Raw genomic sequence first — 17121 nt, forward strand, 5'->3', positions numbered from 1 at the left:
CGGCCGCCCTGCGCAGCGCCGCCGACCGCTACTCCGCCACGGACGAGTCCGTCGGGCGGCGGCTGGCCCGGGAGGCCTGATGGACGCGCTCGACCGCCTTGCCGAGCCGGGTCTCGACCTGCTCGCCCGGGTCGACGCGCTGCTCGCCGCCGGCGCGCCCGAGGGACACCGCCTCTGGCCGCTGCTGCGCCGCATGCAGGTGCTCCCCGGCACGGCCGTGCGCGAGTTCCTCGACCTGCACCCCGCGCCGCTGGCCGGCGCCGGCCACGCCGTGCGCCGGCTCGTCCGGGGGTACGACGACACCTGCGCCATGCTCGCCGACCCGGTCGCCTGGTCCGGGCCGGCCGCCGCGGCGTACGACGAGGCCCGCACGGCCCTGCTCCGGCACCTCGACGAGGGTCCGGAGAGCCTGGTCGGGCGGCTTGAGTCGACCGCCGGCTACGCCGACGCGCTGGCCGACTGGGTGGAGGGGAGCCGGGTCGCGCTGGCCCGGGCGCTGGCCGAGGTGCTGCGCTCGGGCGAGGCGGTCACCGTGCACGCCGCCACCCGCCCGGGCGTCGACGCGGGGCGGTCCGGGGCGCTCGCGGCCGCCGAGATCGCCACCCGGGTGCTGGGCGTGCTCGGCGTGGCCTACGACGGCGCGGAGACGCTGCTGCGCCAGTGGGCGCCGAGCCTGGCCGAGACGACCTGGCGGGACCGGGCCACGACCGCGCCCCGCTACGGCGGCACCACGTGGATCGGACACTGATCGGGCCCGGGCAGGTCCACGGCGTCGCACACCGAACCGGCCATGGCCGGGCTCCGGCGGCGACGCCGTGGCCTTCCCCTGCACCCCCCGCAGGTATGTCTTCACTCAACGCGGTCGGCCGCCGCTTGTCCCGTAACCGACTCATGTTTCAGCCGTCCGGGCGAGGATCAACGGCACGACGGGTGGAGGTGGGTTCGGTCGAGTCGACAATCTTGGATCACTGCGCCGGGTGACCGGACGGCGACGGGCGGCCGTCCCCGAACCGCGCGGAGGTCGTAGGGTGGTGGACATGGGCATGCTCTGTGCGGTCAGTTTCAACCGGTACGGGCGCCTCTACTACCTCGACCCGGGTGAGCTGCGTCCGCAGGTGGGCGACAAGGTGCTGGTGCCCACCGACGAGGGGCCCGAGGTGGCCGAGTGTGTCTGGGCCGCGCAGTGGGTCAGCGAGGACACCGACGGCTTCCCCCGGCTCGCCGGCCTGGCCGGGGACGAGGACCTGCGCCGCGACGAGCTGCTGCGCCGGCGCAAGGCCGACGCCAAGGTGGCCGCCAAGCGGCTGATCCGCGAGCACGGCCTGCCGATGAAGGTGGTGGCGATCGACCACGTCTTCGCCACCCCGGAAACCGGCAGCGACCGGACGACCGTCTATTTCACCGCCCCGCACCGGGTCGACTTCCGCTCCCTGGTCCGCGACCTGGGGGCGACCCTGCACTGCCGGGTCGAGCTGCGGCAGCTCTCCGCCCGCGACTCGGCGCGGGTGCAGGGCGGGATCGGCTCCTGCGGGCGGGACCTGTGCTGCGCCACCTTCCTCACCGACTTCGAGCCGGTGACCATCCGGATGGCCAAGGACCAGGACCTGCCGCTCAACCCGCTGCGCATCTCCGGCGCGTGCGGCCGGCTGATGTGCTGCCTGAAGTACGAGCATCCTCTGTACGCCAGGTTCCAGGAGTCCGCCCCGGCGGTCGGCGCCCGCGTCACCACGCCGGAAGGGGAAGGCCGCGTGGTCGGCCACAGCGTCCCGAGAGACGCGGTGACCGTCCGCCTGGATGCGGACGGCTCGCGCTCCATGTGCTCCCGCGCCGACGTCTGCGGCTCCCGCCGCGCCTATGAAAGCCGTGACCAGGCGGGCCCGGAGGGCGCGGCGCGCTGATCGCGTGCCTCGTCGCTCACGGCTGTACGCCCTTGTGCCGCGCGTTGTCCCGTTGCGGGATCGTCAATCGGTCCGGGTGCGGAGGCTCCGCGCCAGGGTGGGGATCATCACCGCCGCAGGGACGAGGTGTAGTCCGAGGAGGGCGGTGGTGGTGGCGGTGTTTGCCCCGGCGAGGAGCGGCGGGACCAACGAGATCGCGGTCAGCGACACTGCCGTCCACACGAACCGCTCGGCGGGGCGAGCGCTCCAACGAAGAAGAGCGCCGGCAATGACGATGCCCACGGCCGAGAAGAAGCCGGTCACCACGGCGAACCCGGACAACGGGATCGTCTCGCCACCATCGGGGACCTCGAAGTCGACGCCGACGGCCTGGGCAAGCGCAGCGGCGAGGGTGGTGGCCACCATCGCCGCGAGCGTGGCAATGAGGCCGGTGCCGGCGAGCCCGCGGAGGCGGTGGGTGTGGCTGGTCTGGCCCGACGCCGGGCCTGCGACGGCCCCGGTGTCATTCATGCTGTCCATGTCGTTCCTCCATCATTCGGTAACTGGCGTACGGGTCGCCCGCGGGTGACGACGCCCGAACGCGTCGTGCCACTGGGCCGCGACCACCGCGACACGCGCGCCACCGGGTAGCGCGAGCGTCCACACCGGGACTACTCCGTGCCGTCCGCCGGCAGGCGCTCCGGCAGCCCGAGCCGCGGGAACTGGTCGTCGTGGAAGGTGACGATCTCGGTGATCGCCCCGCCGGTGACGCGCAGGACGTCGATCGTCAGCGGCAGGTACGCGCCTTCCCGCTCCCGCCAGAGGTAGAAGGCGACGGCGGGCTGCCGGTTCACGGCGGTGGGGACGGCGCGCAGGCGTCCCAGGTCCCCGAAGCCGCTCTCGACCCAGTCGTTCACCACCGCGTCGCGGCCGACGTGCAGGCCCGGCGTGGGCGGCATCGAGCAGCGGACGTCGTCCCGCAGCAGTGCGGCGAGCCCGTCGATGTCCGTGGCCACGCTGGCGTCGGTGAAGCGGCGCACCAGCTCGCGCGTCCCGGCGTCCTCCTCGCTCCCGGTCCAGTCGTGCCGCTCGGCGGGCAGGTGCTCCCGCATGCCGGCGCGGGCCCGCTGCAGCGCGCTGTTCACCGAGTTGACGGAGTCCCCGAGGAGCTCCGCGACCTCCTTCGCCGGCCAACCGAGCACATCCCGCAGGATCAGCACGGCCCGCGGGCGCGGCGCGAGATGCTGGACTGCGACCAGGTACGCCAGCTCGATCGTCTCCCGCGCGACGGCAACGGTCTCCGGCTCGTCCGCGTCGGCCGCGGGCAGCTCGTCGAGCAGCCGGTCCGGGTAGGGCTGCAGCCACAGCACCTCGCCGCCGGTCGCAGGCTCCGGACGGCACTTGGCGAGCAGGTCCAGGCAGGCGTTGGTGGCGATCCGGTACAGCCAGGCCCGGAACGTCGACCGCCCCTCGAAGGTCTCCCGCCGCCGCCAGGCACGCAGGAACGTCTCCTGCACGGTGTCCTCGGCGTCCTCGAACGACCCGAGCATCCGGTAGCAGTGCACGTGCAGCTCCCGCCGGTGCCGCTCCGCCAGCCCCGAGAACGCCGGCTCGTCGACCTCGCCCAGACCGCTCCCGCCCAACCCGCTCACGCCCAGCTCCTCCAGCCGCGTGTCCGCACCCATCACGTCATCCTTCCGCCTCGTCGTGTCCCGCCCTAGGTGTGACGGGTGCGGGCGCGACAACTCATCACCAGGGTTGGTCGGCACGCTCTACCAGCGGTGCCGGGAATCCGCCCCGGCGATCGGCAGCCGCGTCTCCATGGGGCAAGGGCAGGGCGTCGGCCACAGCGTCCCCCGCGACCCGGTCACGGTCCGCCTCGACGCCGACGACCTGACCTCTTGGTCAACTGCCGGATCAGCGGAGGACGATCGGGGGCTCGGCGAGGCGGGGGGTCAGGGGGGCTTTGGGGAGGAGCCAGCTCGACGTGGGGGACTGGTCGGGGTTGAGCTGCCAGGCGTGGGAGACCTTGTCCAGGGCGATCGGGTAGATGGTCAGGGTGCCGTCGGGGTCGATGCGGAACCGGAGGAACGCCTTCGAGTCCTCGATGCCCTGGCCCGCGAAGAGTTCGTTGACGTTCACCCCGAACGACCCCGCCACCAGCAGGTAGAGCGCCACCACCTGGCTGGCCACCAGCCCGATCACCGGCCCGTACAGGACCGCTGCGGCGACCGCCGGCAGCGGCCACGGCCAGTCGTAGAACGGCAGCTGCAGCCAGAGCCAGGTGCCGCCGGCGGCCAGCGCGACGTGGGCCAGCCCGTGGGTCACGCCGAGGATCCAGTGCCGGGCGTGCCGCTTCCCGCCGGAGCTGGGTGGCTTGGCGAAGAACGCCGCACTCAGCAGCGTCACCACCAGCATGATCACCAGCGGGACGCTGAACAGGCGCTGCTCGGTGGTGCCCACGTGGTCCGCCGCCACCCCGGCCATGGCCAGCATCAGCAGCGTGTGCAGCGTGCCCAGCAGGGTGGTGAAGCCCGGGTTGCGGAACGGCAGCCGGGCGAAGATCCCCCAGCCGTACCGCCGGGAGCGGGCCTTCTCCGGATAGCGGGCGGCCAACTCGTACTCGCGGGTGCGACTGGACCGGCGGGCCAGGGTGTCCCGCGGCGGCACCTCCAGCCGCTCGGGCAGCTGGTGGGTGGGGTAGAGGTAGGCGCCCCCGCCCCCGCAGGTGATCAGCTGTCGCTCCGGCCCGGTGTAGCGGGCGTAGTGGTGCAGGTCGCCGGAGACCAGCAGCCGCACCTGCGCGCCGGTGGGCGCGACGATCGTCCGGATGAAGTAGTCGATCGAGTCGTAGGCCGTGGGATGGTCGTGGGCCTTGACCCAGGTCGGGGCCGGTACCGCCAGGATCACCTTCGAGCGCGGGGTGAGCTTCCGGGCGACCTCGTCGAAGTAGGTGAGCTGCGGGTCGTCCAGGTACGACCCGGACTGGTCGTCGAGGCCCAGCAGCCACCAGTCGGCCGGCAGCTCCACCGCGAAGTACGAGCGGGACTGGCCGGTGCCCCAGCCGGCGAAGTGCCGGTCCCGGGACCGGACGAACAGCCGCAGGAACGCGGTCAGCCCGTCGTACCAGTCGTGGTTGCCCGGCACCGCGAAGAGCGTCGGCCGCTGCGGCGGCGCGACCGGCATCGCTGCCTGGTACGGCCCCTTGCACCGGTCCTCGTACGCCTCGTAGGCCGCCGACGGGTAGACCTGGTCGCCCCCCATCACCAGGGTCTGCGCCCGGGGCAGCCGGTGCCCGTCCACCTCCAGCTCCGGCTGGGCGAGCAGGTACGCCACCGAGTACGTGGCGTCGAAGCCGTCGCCCAGGTCGGCCACGTAGTCCAGCCAGAGCCCGCCGTCCGGCCCCACCTGCCGGAACGTGTCGTCACCGAACGCGTTCTGCAACTCGCGCTTGTCCAGGTACGCCCCGAACAGGAGCGCCAGCAGGGTCCGCAGGCCGGTGCTGATCAGCAGCAGCGGCGCGAGCCAGGGGACCGGCTTGCGCGGGGTGAAACCCAGCTCCAGCGGGTCCAGGCTGCGCGGTCGTCGGGTGGCCCGCTCGCCGGGGTGCGCCTCGGGGATCGCGTGCTGCGGCGGTACGTGATCGTCACTCACCCGCCGCAGGGTAGTCCTGACCGGGCGCGAAGTCTCTCCCGCGGACGTACCGAAACTCCCCGATGTCCGGATCGGAGGTGAGGGGGATCCCGTTCGGCTTCCGGTCGGGTGTGCCGTACACTTGACGATCGTTGCCGCCTTAGCTCAGTCGGCTAGAGCGACGCACTCGTAATGCGTAGGTCGACGGTTCGATTCCGTCAGGCGGCTCGATAGAAAGGCCCAGGTCACCGGCTTGATTGCCGATCATGACCTGGGCCTTTTGCTTGCCACCGAAGGGGCGAGAAGCCAACCTACTCACCCGACCACAGCGCCCCCTCCGGCCGCGTAGCGGCTTCCCGTGGATCTCCGGGGCCACGTGCGCGTAGATGTTGAGGGTCACGCTCACATTGGCGCTCAGGCAGCGGGCAAGCTGAGCGCCAATGTTCCCTCGCTAGGCGGTACGGCTACCCGCGTGTAGATCAATCCGATTCCCAAGCTGGGGTCAGGCACCTGAGCTTCCCCCGGTAGCTCGGAGGACGATCTGCACGGCGGCTTGGGCGGGAGTCAGGTGCGTGGTGTCGACGACCTCGGCCTCGGCATGCAGCCACGTGCGCGCCGCCTCGGCGTAGGGCTCGAGGTACTTGAGACGGAACGGAGACGGAACGGGGTGTTCCCCCTCGATACGCCCGCGGAGGGTGTCTTCGTCAGCGTGGAGGACGAAGTGCCTTACCGGGATGGCATGTTGGGCGAGGCCCGTACTAATTTCGCGCCAGTACTGCTCGACCAGGACAGTCATGGGTATCACCAGAGTGCCGCCGGTGTAGTCGAGCACGCGCCGGGCGGTCTCGACGACGAGCTGCCTCCACGGCGGCCAGTGCTGGAAGTTGTCAGTCTCGGGCAGCCCCGGCGTGATGGTCATGAGCGTCTCGCCGACCTTCTCGGCGTCGAATACCCGTGAATCCGGGATCAGTTGCTGCACGAGCGAGCTGGTCGTCGTCTTGCCCGCGCCGTGGGTGCCGTTGAGCCATACGATCACGGGACACATTAACGCGCGTGAGCAACCGGACGACCTGCCCGGGACTTGCGAGCGAGGCGTCAGGGTCCCGCCGCCGGCCGTACCAGTCCGCAAATGGTCCGCATCCCGCGCCGCGACCGCCTCGTCCAGCCGGTCGGCAACGGAGTGGCGTCCACATCGGCGCTGACAGCCGCCATTGGAGGGCGAGCGCCAGCCGTACACGCGGGGCGGGCCTGGCCGACGACGCTGCCGCGAGGCACGATGGCCCTCATGACCATAAAGCGGACAATGCCGGACCTTGCCACCGAAGACATCGCGACGGCCACCGCCTTCTACGTCGAGGTGCTCGGCTTCGAGGTCGTCATGGACATGGGTTGGATTGTCACCCTGAGTGATCGCACCAACCCGAAAGCCCAGCTGAGTCTCATGACCCACGACGCCACCGCACCGGTCATCCCCGACGTGTCCGTGGAGGTCGATGATGTCGATGCCGCGCATCAGGCCGCCCGAAACGCCGGCGCTGAGATCGTGCACCCACTCACCGACGAACCATGGGGAGTCCGACGCTTCTTCATGCGTGACCCCAACGGCAAAGTCATCAACGTCCTCACCCACAAGAGCTGACGACCCGTGAGCAATGCCTGTTCGCCGACGTATCTGGGACCGGGCGCAACGGCTAGGCCGGGTGGGCGCGTGAGGCTGACAATGTCGCCGCTAGCGGTTGCCCTCGTCCTTTCCGCCGTCCCGGTCGGCCAGCTCGGCGAGAAGCCGTCGGTATTCGGCCTGGCTACCGATCGCGGCCCGGTGTTCGGGATGACAGACGTAGTGCCGGATCGCGGCGGCGAGAAACCCGGCGTCGACGTTGTCCGTGCGCAGTGCGTTCCGGCTCCACGGGATGCCTCGCCGCCTCACGAGCAGAGGTTTCGCGAAGGCCATCCGAAGCCGCGAGGGGCGATCCGCCCTCGGGGGGACCTGAGCGGCCGGGAGGGCCTCCCACGGCACGGTGAGCGAACCGGAGAACCCAGCTCTGCCGTATGCCGTGCGGCCGTATCTGCAGCCCGTGTCCCCGCCACGCCTCGACAAGCAGCAGCGCGAGCAGCACGAGCCAGGAGAGAACAAAAACCACGTCGAGCGTCGACACGATGCCCGCCCTGGTCGACCTGATCAATGCGCCGACGCTGGACGATGCGGGCCCGAGGAAGCCCAAGGCGAGGAACACCTTCCATGCCGGCGGCAGCGTGGCGAAGGCCGGCATCTGCGGCAGCACCACGAAGCAGGCCGGCCGGATCCCCATGCCGATGACCGCCAGGGCCAGGACCGCCAAGGCAATGAAGACAAGCGGGAAGAACAGGACCTGTCCCAGGCCAGGCGCGAACCCGACGGCAGCAGCGTTCACGCCTGCCACCAGCAGGCCAAGCATCAGTACGACGTGCCGGTGGCGCGCCGTGGCAGCGGAAACCTTGCCGATCATGTCTGTGACAGTACGAGCCAGCGGTTGCACCACGCGGGGTCGCCGAACGCGGCCAGGTGGGGCAGCCGATACTCGCGCACGATCCGAGCGGGACTCGTCAGCGCCGGCCCGCCTCGTTCAGGTGGGTCGGCTGCTGCATGATCCAGGTCGGCAGGGGTTCGGCGACCTCGCGTACCACCTGCCAGCCGGCCCGGCGGTAGACCTCGACGTTGGCCGGGTTGCTGGTCTCCAGGACCGCAGGCAGCCCGTCCGCCGCCGCCCGGCGCAGCCCGGCCCGCATGACGGCGTGGCCCCAGCGGCGCCCGGCGCTGTCGGGGTGGGTTCCGAGCACGCCGAGGTACCAGAACGGGCCGGCCGGCAGCGCGGCGTGCACGGCCGCGTCGTAGGCGCGGACCCGGGCCAGCGCGTCGGCGGGCAGGTGGGTGGCGAGCGGGTCGGCCGGCTCCGGCTCCGGCGGGACGGGTGGTTCCCAGATCGCCACCGAGGCGCCCCGGCCGATCGTCCAGATGGTTCCCCGGTGGACCCGCTTGTCGAAGAGGTGCCCGAAGAAGGCGGCGGCGTGCCGGGGGTAGCTGGCCGGGTCGGGGAAGAGGTGGGTCAGGACGGGGTCGGCGACGAAGGCGGCGACCAGCGAGTCGACGACCCGCCCGCGGTCCGCCGGGGTGGCGACGGTGATCCCCGGTGTGCGTCGTTCGAGGTCGGTCACGGGCGGCAACGATACGCGCCGCAACGGAGCGAGCCCGGCGGGCGCGGCGCGGGGGCCGGCCCACCGGGCTCACTCCGGCAGGGAGGTGGAAGGTCCTACACGTTGCGGCGCGGGTCCGCCGGGTCGGGCGGGAATACGCCGGTCCGCTGCGCGGGGACGTCGGTCACCACGTACTCCGTCTCGGTCTGAGGCGTGGGCTCCTCGTCGGTCTCCGAGCGGTGCTTGGCCGCCGCGGCGGCCCCGGCCGCGGCCGCGCCCGCGGCGACCGCGCCGGCCGCGACCGCCTTGGCCGAGACGCCGGCCTTGCCGTCGTCACCGCGCGAGGACCCGGCGTGCTCCACACCGGGCGTGCCGAGGGTACGGCCCTCGTCGACGGTGCCGCGCCAGGCGCCGGTCTCCACGCCCCGGCCCTCGATGTACGACTTGAACTTCTCCAGGTCCGCCTCGGCCCGCTTCTCGACGATGTGCAGCTTGTCGCCGGCCTTCTCGACCAGCCCCTCCGGCTCGTACTCCAGGGAGAGCCGGACCTGGGTACGGTCGGTGCCGATCGGCTGGAAGTAGACGGCGCCGGCGTTGGTGGCGCCGCTGGTGGCCGCCCAGGCGACCTTGCGGTCCGGCACCTGCTCCAGGACCTTGGCGTCCCACTCGCGCTTCACACCCGCGATCTCGGCGACCCAGTGCATCCGCCGGTCGTCGAGCTGGCGTACCTCCTGCACGCCACCCATGAACCGGGGGAACTCCTCGAACTGGGTCCACTGGTTGTACGCGGTGCTGACCGGCACGTCGACTTCGATGGACTTCTCGACCTTCGTGGTCATGGGCACTCCTTGTCGTTCAGTCGTCTGCTACCGAAATTCGTACCCCCGGAGACCGGGGCTAACCGGGACGGCGCCGATTCGACGTCATGCCGGAGGCCCGGGTCGACGCGCCGACCCGGGCCTCCGGAGTTCGGTGTGGAGTCAGCCGTCCTCGCGGTCCGGGCCCTCCAGCCGGAAGAAGTTGCCCTGCTTTCCGCTGGAACGTTCCTCCTGGTAGATGAAGTTGAGCCGCCGCTCGTCGAAGGTGCGGAACCACTCCTCCCAGCTGATCCCGCGCAGCCGCTGCTCGCGCCCGTTGCTGGGGAAGTCGAAGCGCAGCACCCCGGCATGCCCGTCGCGCTCAGTGCCGTCGGCCTTCTGCATGTCGGCCTGTCCAGGGGCGGCTGCAGCCGAGGGCTGTCACGATTGCCCACCCGCCTGACCAGCCGCTATGGTTCCCGAGGCTGGAACTCCCCAAGCTCGAGGATCGTGATGACTTCCCCGGAGTTGACGACAGTTGCCGCTTCGGGAAGTTCCCAGATCGAGAAGTCGGCCCCGGCGGGCCCCGACACCCTCCCGGGCGTGGCCGCCGGGCGCGAGCCGCGCCGGGAGCCCTCGCCGAGCCGGTTCCGCGCCGACGTCGCCGGGCTTCGGGCCGTGGCCGTCGGGCTGGTGTTGCTGTACCACGCCGGCCTACCGTTCCTCCCGGGTGGCTTCGTCGGGGTCGACGTCTTCTTCGTGATCTCCGGTTTCCTCATCACCGGGCAGCTCATCAGCGAGATCGACCGCACCGGCCGCATCTCGCTGGTGGGGTTCTACGCGCGGCGGGCCAAGAGGATCCTGCCCGCCGCGACGGTGGTGCTGGCGGCCACCGCCGTGGCGGCCCGGCTGCTTGTCCCCCGGGGGCAGTGGCAGGAGATCGGCGGCGACATCGCCGCCGCGGCGATCTACATGGTGAACTGGCGTTTCGCCGACCGCGCGGTCGACTACCTGGCCGCGGACGCCCCGCCCTCGCCGGTCCAGCACTTCTGGTCGCTCGCCGTGGAGGAGCAGTTCTACCTGGTCTGGCCCCTGCTGATCATCCTCGCGATCCTCACGGCGAGGAAGCTCCGGCGGACCAATGTGCGGCCAGTCCTGTGGGTCGGTCTCGCGGTCCTGGCGGTGCCGTCGTTCGCCTGGTCGATCGTCGAGACGGCGACCTCGCCGGAGCGTGCGTTCTTCGTGTCCACGACGCGGTTGTGGGAGCTCGCGGTCGGTGCGGGCATCGCCCTGATCGCGACCGGTGCCGCGCGCCTGCCCCGGGCGCTGGCCGTCGTCCTCGGGTGGCTCGGTCTCGCCGCGATCGTGACGGCGGCGCTGCTGATGACGAAGGAGACGGCTTGGCCCGGGTACGCTGCCGCGCTGCCCACACTCGGCGCCGCCGCGGTGATCGCGGCCGGGGCCGCGGCGGGCCCCCGCGGCCCGGTCCTGGCGCTCGGCACGCGCCCGTTCCGGTGGGTCGGTGACCTGTCGTACTCCCTGTACCTGTGGCACTGGCCGATGCTCATCGTTGCCGGCGCGTACTGGGACGGCCTCTCGGTGAATCGCGGCCTGGTGGTGGCGCTCGCCTCGCTGGTTCCTGCCTGGATCACCTTCCGGCTCGTGGAGAACCCGCTGCGGTACTCGCGGGCGATCTCGCGGTCGCCGCGTCTCGCGTTGAGCCTCGGTGGCAACTTCACCATGGCCGGGATCTGCGCCGGCCTCGCGCTGGTCCTGACCGCCGCGTTGGCGGCCAGCGCGACGCCGAGCAGCCGAGGCCGGTACGCGCCCGGCGCCGCGCTGCTGTCGACCACGCCCGGCACCGCCCCGATCGGCCCGGTCCCGGAGCGGTTCGACTTCATCTCGCCGGATCCCCTGCAGTTCGCCCAGGGCTTCCTGGATGTGCCGGACACCAACCGGGACAGGTGCTTCCAGCAGATCGTGGGTGCCGAGGTCCTGTCATGCACCTACGGCAATCCCGACGGGGCCACGACGGTGGCCCTGGTGGGCGACTCGAAGATGGACCAGTGGCTGCCGGCGTTCCAGGTACTCGCCGCGCAGAACGACTGGAAGCTGGTGATCGCCGCCAAGGCGTCCTGCCCGTTCACCGGCGCCCGTGTCCGCATGGCCGATGGCTCCCGGAAGCTCTACACCGACTGCATGGAGTGGAACAGGACGCTGCTGCACAGGCTGGTCGAGGAACGTCCCGACTACGTCGTCACCTCGCAGTCGGCGGGGAGCGCCCTCGACGCCGCGGGCAAGTGGTCGGTCGACGCGATGATCGCGGGCGTGCGGTCCTCGTGGAAGGAGCTCGACGCCGTGGGCACGAAGGTCGTCGTCCTCGCCAACAACCCCCATCCCGGCCCGGCGATCGTGCAGTGCGCTGACAAGAACCGGAACCACCTGTCGGCCTGCGCGTTCGACCGCGAGCGCCACGACGAGGACCCCGCATTCCAGATGCAGCGGAAGGCGGTGGCCGGTATGCCCGAGGTCAAGATGATCGACCTGTTCGACGCCATCTGCCCGACCGAAAGGTGTCCGGTGGTGTTCGGCAACGTCCTCGTCTACCGCGGGGGTTCGCACATCGGCGCGGCCTACGCCAAGACCACGGCCCCGCACCTCGCCCGGGCGTTGTCGGACATCGGCGTGCCGACGCGCTTCTCCCCGGCGAGCTAATCGCCGCCGCAGCGGCCGGGCGGCGGGTGCGGTCAGACGTAGAGGTTGCGGGCGTAGTCCGGGCCGTAGTGGCGTTCCAGGTCGGCGAGGTTCTCCGTCGGGGCCTCCACCTCCTTGACGAGCCGGGCGCGGGTCGGCAGCGCGTCGGGCCGCCAGGTCTCCGGCCGCCACAGCTTGGAGCGGAGGAACGCCTTCGCGCAGTGGTAGAAGATCTGCTCGATCGTCACCTCGACGGCGAGCACCGGCCGGTGCCCCTCGACCTCCATGTCCGCGAAGTACGGCGCGTCGCGCACCAGCCGGGCCCGGCCGTTGATCCGCAGCGTGTCGGTGCGCCCGGGGATCAGGAAGAGCAGCCCGACGTGGGGGTTGGCCAGGATGTTGCGGTAGCCGTCGGCCCGCCGGTTGCCGGGCCGCTCGGGGATGGCGATGGTGGTCTCGTCCAGCACCAGGGTGAAGCCGGCCGGGTCGCCCTTCGGGGACACGTCACAGCTGCCGTCCGCGCCGGCGGTCGCGACCAGGCAGAACGGTGCGGCGGCCAGCCACTCCCGGTCCCGCTGGTGCAGCACCGTGCGCTCCTTGTCCAGCGCGCGTCGCGTCGGCGCGCCCAGCAGCTCCGCCAGTTCCTCCGGGGTGGTGATCTCCTGTGTCGTCACGTCTGCCTCCCCCGTCCGTTGACCTTGACGGCGATTCCGGCCCGGGACCGGTCGGTTTCCGCCATCGTCAGCCTAGGAGAGCGCGTCGATCGCGAGGTTTGCCCCCGGAGCCGGCGGGTACCGACTGAGCCGCAGCGCGCCCGGACGCGATTGTTGGAGGCGGAGATGGAGAGCCGACTGAAGGTGCTCGGCCATCCCGTGCATCCGATGCTGGTGATGTTCCCGGTGGCCCTGCTCGTGACCGCGGTGATCTTCGACGTGATCGACACCGTGGGCGGGCCGGACTTCCTCGGCGAGGTCGCGTACTGGAACATCACGGTCGGCCTGGTCGGCGGCCTGCTGGCCGCGGCGGCCGGCGCCTTCGACCTGCTCGCCCTGCCCACCGGCACCCGCGCCAAGCGGGTCGGGCTCACCCACGCCGCCGCCAACGTCGCGGTGATCCTGCTCTTCGCCGCGGTCTGGGTGGTCCGGCTCAACGCCGACTCCCGGGCCGCCGGGGGCGCCCTGATCGCCATCGAGGTGGTCGCCGTGGCCATCCTCGGCGTCAGCGCCTGGCTCGGCGGCGAGCTGGTGGACCGGCTGGGCGTCGGCGTCGACCCGGAGCACGACCTGAACGCGCCGAGCTCGCTGCGACCCCCCTCGGCGACCCACCGGATCGGAGACGTGCGATGACGGAACAGAGCGGCGGTCGAGGCTGGCGGGGCCGCCAGCAGGGCTGGGACCCGATGGGCGAGCTGCAGTCGCTGCGCGCCGAGCTGAGCCGCCTGGTCGGTGGCCGAGGCGGCAGCCCGGACGTGGAGCTGACCGAGATCGCCGACGGCTGGGAGGTGGTCGTCCGGCTGCCCGGCGTGGCCCCCGAGGAGGTGGCCGTCGAGCTGGACGACCGGGAGCTGTGCGTACGGGCCCGGTCCGAGGCCGAGGTCAACGCCGACCAGGGCATCCCGGGCGGGTTCACCACCCGGGGCTTCGAATACCGGGTGGACCTGCCGTCCCGGGTGGACCCGGACCGGATCGACGCGGTGATGGACCACGGCCTGCTCCGGGTGCGGTTGCCCCGGGCGGCCCGGCCCGCGCCGCGCACCATCACCGTCGGCCGCACCGGCCCGCGCGACACCTCCGGGGGTACGCGGACCGTGGTCGACCCGGCCGCGGACCGGGAGCTGCACCACCCGCACACCACGGCCGACGAGATCGACCGGCCGTAGGGGTCGCGTGGCCACCTTGTCCGACGACTCCAGCTCGGCGCGTCTGTCGCCGCGCCGCGACCTGGAGCCGTCGTCCGACGACTCCAGCTCGGCGCGTCTGTCGCCGCGCCGCGACCTGAAGCCGTCGTCGGTGCTCGGCCCGGTCGGCGAGCGCGTCCCCGACGTCGAGCGGATCGCCGTGCTGCGGGCGAACGCGCTCGGCGACTTCATCTTCGTCCTGCCGGCACTGGAGGCGCTGCGGGCCGCGTACCCCTCGGCCGAGATCGTGCTGCTCGGCGCGCCGTGGCACGCGAAGCTGTGGCGCGACCGCCCCGGCCCGGTGGACCGGGTGCTGGTGGTCCCGCCGGCGCCCGGCATCCGCGAGCCCGGCCCGGACGAGCCGCCGTCGGAGCTGGGGGACTTCCTGGCGGCGGCCCGCGAGGAGCGGTTCGACCTGGCCCTGCAACTGCACGGCGGGGGCGCCAACTCCAACCCGATCATCGCCGGGCTGGGGGCCCGGGTCACCGCGGGCCTGCGGGCCGAGGACGCGCCGCCGCTGGACCGCTGGATCCGGTACGTCTACTACCAGCACGAGGTGATCCGCTACCTGGAGGCGGTGGCCCTGGTCGGGGCGGCGACGGTGACGATCACGCCGGCGCTGGCGGTGACCGACGCCGACCGGGCCGAGGCCCGCGCGGTGCTCGGCGACCCGACCCGGCCCCGGGTGGCGTTGCACCCCGGGGCCACCGACACCCGGCGGCGTTGGCCGCCGGAGCGTTTCGGTGAGGTCGCCCGGGCGCTGGCCGGCGACGGGTACGAGGTGCTGGTCACCGGCACCCCCGCCGAGCGGGAGACGGTGGACGAGGTGGTCGCCGCCTCCGGTGTGCCGGTCCGCCCGCAGGTCGGCACGCTCAGCCTGGGTGGGCTGGCCGCCGCGTACGAGGGGTGCGCGCTCATGGTCTCCAACGACACCGGCCCGCTGCACCTGGCCGCCGCGGTGGGCGCTCCGACGGTCGGCGTCTACTGGATCGGCAACCTGATCAACGGGGCCACGCCGCTGCGCGTCCGGCACCGCCCGATCGCGTCGTGGACCACCCACTGCCCGGTCTGCGGGATCGACTGCACCCGCGACATCTACCCGCACCGGCCCGGCGGCGGCGAATGCCCGCACCGCGACTCGTTCGTGGCCGACGTCCCGACGGCCGAGGTGGTCGAGGCCGCCCGCGAGCTGCTGGCGGGGTGAGCGTCAGGCCGGCTGCGGGGTGTCCGGCTCGGCGACGACGACCTCCCACGCCTCCACGTCCCGCTCGGTGACCGTGGTCGGCGACTCCAGGTGGTAGGCCCCGCTGGGCAGGACGCCGGCGCCACCGTGCCGCTCCAGCACCGCGAGCTGCGCGGCGACGTCCTCGCCCTGGTGCCGCTCGTGCAGCCGGCGCCAGAACTCGAAGCCGCCGGAGTCGAGCAGCTTGGCCCGGTCGTAGAGCACGCACCCGCCGATCCAGGAGACCTTGTACGCCCGCCACGCCCCGGCCGGCAGCCGCAGCTTCTCGGTGACGTGCAGGAGGTTCGCCGCCGGGTGGATGGCCGCCCGCTGCCACTCCGGCGTGCCGGGGCGGACCCGCTCGGGCACCGGCGGCCCCGGCCACTCCTCGTAGTGCCCGTGCGTCTCCGGGCGCACGTCGTCGGCGTACGAGAGGCCGTGCACGGCGTTGCCGACGAACCCGCAGCCCAGCTCCCGGATCGCGGTGACCAGCCGGGACACCGTGCCGGGCTCCAGCCAGACGTCGTCGTCGAGGCAGAGCACGTACCGGGCCGCCGACCGGTCCAGCAGGTAGGCCCGGTGCTCGGCCAGCCCGCGCCGGGGCAGCCGCCGGGACAGCAGCACCGGGTGGCCCCGGTGGCGCAACGCCCGGACCATGGTTGCCGCCGCCGGGTGCGCGTACGCCGGGTCGCCGTCGGACTGGTCGCTCACCACCACCCCGAAGTCCGGTACGCCCTCCTGCGCGGCCAGCCCGGAGAGGGTGACCGCCAGTTCGGCGGGCCGGTTGCGGGTGGGGATCAGCACGTCGAGCTGCCGGGGGCGGCGGAACTCCTCGGGTGCGCCGAGGTCGAGCGGTCGGTTCACGCCGGCCTGCCCTCGTTCACCGGCGGGACGGCCGGGTGTGAGCGGATCCGGTCGATGATCGCCGAGGTGGAGCGGTCCGGCACGTACCCGAGGGTGCGCACCTGGCCGCCCAGCCGGCGGACCAGCGGGGCCTCCGGGACCATCTCGGGCGGGTAGTCGCCGCCCTTGACGTAGACGTCCGGGCGGACCGCCTCGATCAGCTTCGCCGGGGAGTCCTCCTCGAAGACCACCACGTGGTCGACGCACTCCAGCGCGGCGAGCAGGGCGGCCCGGTCCTCGACCGGGTTGACCGGCCGGTCCGGGCCCTTGAGCCGGCGTACGCTGCCGTCCGAGTTGACCGCCACGACCAGCAGGTCGCCGAGCGCGCGGGCCTGGGTCAGGTAGCGGACGTGCCCGGGGTGCAGCACGTCGAAGCAGCCGTTGGTGAAGACGATCGACCGGCCGGCCCGGCGGTGCTCCGCGACGATCGCGGTCAGCTCCTCGGCGCCCACCTGGGTCGGGCGGCCGGCCTCCTCCGGCCCGCTGCCCAGGGCGTCGAGCAGGTCCTCCCGCCGGCACACGCAGGTGCCGGTGTCGGAGACGGTGATGGTCGCGGCGAGCTGGGCGAGCTGCGCGGCGGTCGGCAGGCTCGCCTCCGCCGCCAGCGCCAGGGTCATCGCCGCCAGGTACGCGTCCCCGGCGCCCACGGCGTGGCTGGCCGGGACCGGGGTGCTGTGGCTGCGCCGGGGTTCGCCGTCGGCCCCGCCGACCACCGCGCCCTCGGTGTCCAGGGTCACCGCCACCACGTCCGCGCCGGTGTGCTCGCGCAGCTCGTCCAGGCGGGACTCGGCCAGCACGGCCCGGTCCACGCCCGCGCCGGCCGCCGCGTTGACGGTCACGCCGGTGCCCGTGACGCTCAGCCCGTCCCCGGTCAGCGCGACCCGCTCCTCGCCGGGCGTCGGCTCGCCGGTCGGGCCGGTCACCCCG

17 protein-coding genes, 1 tRNA gene and 1 pseudogene are annotated in these 17121 nt (G+C 72.6%); 8 read left to right on the forward strand and 11 right to left on the reverse strand.

Annotated elements, in window-relative coordinates:
* Positions 1-79 precede the first annotated feature (79 nt).
* Both B0E53_RS19570 and ricT read left to right on the forward strand, forming a co-directional pair.
* Positions 80-748 (forward strand): hypothetical protein, encoded by a 669-nt coding sequence (locus B0E53_RS19570; RefSeq protein WP_107077395.1) that lies wholly within the window; start codon positions 80-82, stop codon positions 746-748.
* A gap of 289 nt (positions 749-1037) precedes the next feature.
* Positions 1038-1898, forward strand: coding sequence for a regulatory iron-sulfur-containing complex subunit RicT (ricT, locus tag B0E53_RS19575; protein WP_107077408.1), 861 nt, complete (start codon positions 1038-1040; stop codon positions 1896-1898).
* A 63-nt stretch (positions 1899-1961) separates the two neighbouring features.
* Here ricT and B0E53_RS19580 read toward each other — a convergent pair whose 3' ends face one another.
* From B0E53_RS19580 to B0E53_RS19590, 3 genes are all read right to left on the reverse strand, one after another.
* Entirely contained in the window at positions 1962-2417 is a 456-nt protein-coding gene (locus B0E53_RS19580; protein WP_210406140.1) for a DUF6069 family protein, read from the reverse strand.
* Between the two features lie 131 nt (positions 2418-2548).
* The gene (locus B0E53_RS19585) at positions 2549-3562 is read right to left on the reverse strand and encodes an RNA polymerase subunit sigma-70 (protein ID WP_107077396.1); all 1014 of its coding nucleotides are present in this window, start codon (positions 3560-3562) and stop codon (positions 2549-2551) included.
* Between the two features lie 232 nt (positions 3563-3794).
* Positions 3795-5498: a metallophosphoesterase gene (locus B0E53_RS19590; RefSeq protein WP_246835494.1), complete on the reverse strand. Its 1704-nt coding sequence runs from the start codon at positions 5496-5498 to the stop codon at positions 3795-3797.
* 166 nt (positions 5499-5664) lie between these two features.
* Between B0E53_RS19590 and B0E53_RS19595 the strand changes: the two genes are divergently transcribed.
* Positions 5665-5738: transfer RNA gene (locus B0E53_RS19595), tRNA-Thr, on the forward strand.
* Positions 5739-6012: 274 nt separating this feature from the next.
* Here the strand turns inward: B0E53_RS19595 and B0E53_RS19600 are convergent.
* A complete protein-coding gene (locus tag B0E53_RS19600) occupies positions 6013-6546 on the reverse strand; it encodes an AAA family ATPase (protein WP_107077398.1) in 534 nt (177 codons plus the stop codon).
* Between the two features lie 93 nt (positions 6547-6639).
* Between B0E53_RS19600 and B0E53_RS19605 the strand changes: the two genes are divergently transcribed.
* On the forward strand, positions 6640-7149 hold the full coding sequence (locus B0E53_RS19605; protein ID WP_246835492.1) for a VOC family protein: 510 nt from the start codon (positions 6640-6642) through the stop codon (positions 7147-7149).
* 163 nt (positions 7150-7312) lie between these two features.
* Here B0E53_RS19605 and B0E53_RS37050 read toward each other — a convergent pair whose 3' ends face one another.
* From B0E53_RS37050 to B0E53_RS19625, 4 genes and pseudogenes are all read right to left on the reverse strand, one after another.
* Entirely contained in the window at positions 7313-7996 is a 684-nt protein-coding gene (locus B0E53_RS37050; RefSeq protein ID WP_146167711.1) for a hypothetical protein, read from the reverse strand.
* 97 nt (positions 7997-8093) lie between these two features.
* Positions 8094-8702, reverse strand: a complete 609-nt coding sequence (locus B0E53_RS19615) for a GNAT family N-acetyltransferase (protein ID WP_107077400.1) — start codon at positions 8700-8702, stop codon at positions 8094-8096.
* Between the two features lie 368 nt (positions 8703-9070).
* Positions 9071-9520 (reverse strand): annotated as a pseudogene (locus B0E53_RS39485) (SRPBCC family protein); the annotation flags it as partial.
* Positions 9521-9661: 141 nt separating this feature from the next.
* Positions 9662-9883 (reverse strand): hypothetical protein, encoded by a 222-nt coding sequence (locus B0E53_RS19625; RefSeq protein WP_107077402.1) that lies wholly within the window; start codon positions 9881-9883, stop codon positions 9662-9664.
* Positions 9884-10081: 198 nt separating this feature from the next.
* On the opposite strand from B0E53_RS19625, the gene B0E53_RS19630 reads away from it, so the two are divergent.
* The gene (locus B0E53_RS19630; RefSeq protein ID WP_246835493.1) at positions 10082-12193 is read left to right on the forward strand and encodes an acyltransferase family protein; all 2112 of its coding nucleotides are present in this window, start codon (positions 10082-10084) and stop codon (positions 12191-12193) included.
* Between the two features lie 32 nt (positions 12194-12225).
* Here the strand turns inward: B0E53_RS19630 and B0E53_RS19635 are convergent, their stop codons facing one another.
* The gene (locus B0E53_RS19635; protein WP_107077404.1) at positions 12226-12846 is read right to left on the reverse strand and encodes a pyridoxamine 5'-phosphate oxidase family protein; all 621 of its coding nucleotides are present in this window, start codon (positions 12844-12846) and stop codon (positions 12226-12228) included.
* A gap of 165 nt (positions 12847-13011) precedes the next feature.
* Here B0E53_RS19635 and B0E53_RS19640 point away from each other — a divergent pair, with 165 nt between their 5' ends.
* The 3 genes from B0E53_RS19640 (at position 13012) to B0E53_RS19650 (ending at position 15273) form a co-directional block, all read left to right on the forward strand.
* Positions 13012-13518, forward strand: a complete 507-nt coding sequence (locus tag B0E53_RS19640; RefSeq protein WP_107077405.1) for a DUF2231 domain-containing protein — start codon at positions 13012-13014, stop codon at positions 13516-13518.
* Complete coding sequence (locus B0E53_RS19645) at positions 13515-14051, forward strand: Hsp20/alpha crystallin family protein (RefSeq protein WP_107077406.1); 537 nt, start codon at positions 13515-13517, stop codon at positions 14049-14051. Before B0E53_RS19640 ends, B0E53_RS19645 begins: the two co-directional genes overlap by 4 nt.
* A gap of 115 nt (positions 14052-14166) precedes the next feature.
* Positions 14167-15273 carry a glycosyltransferase family 9 protein gene (locus B0E53_RS19650; protein ID WP_107077410.1) on the forward strand — a complete coding sequence of 369 codons (1107 nt, stop codon included), beginning with the start codon at positions 14167-14169 and terminating at the stop codon, positions 15271-15273.
* A gap of 3 nt (positions 15274-15276) precedes the next feature.
* Here B0E53_RS19650 and B0E53_RS19655 read toward each other — a convergent pair whose 3' ends face one another.
* Together B0E53_RS19655 and rfaE2 are read right to left on the reverse strand one after the other, a co-directional pair.
* Positions 15277-16155 (reverse strand): glycosyltransferase family A protein, encoded by an 879-nt coding sequence (locus tag B0E53_RS19655; protein WP_107077407.1) that lies wholly within the window; start codon positions 16153-16155, stop codon positions 15277-15279.
* The coding region (gene rfaE2 / locus B0E53_RS19660) for a D-glycero-beta-D-manno-heptose 1-phosphate adenylyltransferase (RefSeq protein WP_107077411.1) at positions 16152-17121 on the reverse strand (970 nt) is incomplete at its 5' end. The genes B0E53_RS19655 and rfaE2, both read right to left, overlap by 4 nt.

The sequence above is a fragment of the Micromonospora sp. MH33 genome (assembly GCF_003013775.1).
GTDB classification, from domain to species: Bacteria; Actinomycetota; Actinomycetes; order Mycobacteriales; family Micromonosporaceae; genus Micromonospora; species Micromonospora fulviviridis.

Bases quoted from the DNA above. Each gene is read 5' to 3' on its own strand.
- B0E53_RS19570 (WP_107077395.1), top strand. From the start codon at position 80: ATGGACGCGCTCGACCGCCTTGCCGAGCCGGGTCTCGACCTGCTCGCC.
- ricT (WP_107077408.1), top strand. From the start codon at position 1,038: ATGGGCATGCTCTGTGCGGTCAGTTTCAACCGGTACGGGCGCCTCTAC.
- B0E53_RS19580 (WP_210406140.1), bottom strand. From the start codon at position 2,417: ATGGACAGCATGAATGACACCGGGGCCGTCGCAGGCCCGGCGTCGGGC.
- B0E53_RS19585 (WP_107077396.1), bottom strand. From the start codon at position 3,562: ATGGGTGCGGACACGCGGCTGGAGGAGCTGGGCGTGAGCGGGTTGGGC.
- B0E53_RS19605 (WP_246835492.1), top strand. From the start codon at position 6,640: ATGGTCCGCATCCCGCGCCGCGACCGCCTCGTCCAGCCGGTCGGCAAC.
- B0E53_RS37050 (WP_146167711.1), bottom strand. From the start codon at position 7,996: ATGATCGGCAAGGTTTCCGCTGCCACGGCGCGCCACCGGCACGTCGTA.
- B0E53_RS19625 (WP_107077402.1), bottom strand. From the start codon at position 9,883: ATGCAGAAGGCCGACGGCACTGAGCGCGACGGGCATGCCGGGGTGCTG.
- B0E53_RS19640 (WP_107077405.1), top strand. From the start codon at position 13,012: ATGGAGAGCCGACTGAAGGTGCTCGGCCATCCCGTGCATCCGATGCTG.
- B0E53_RS19645 (WP_107077406.1), top strand. From the start codon at position 13,515: ATGACGGAACAGAGCGGCGGTCGAGGCTGGCGGGGCCGCCAGCAGGGC.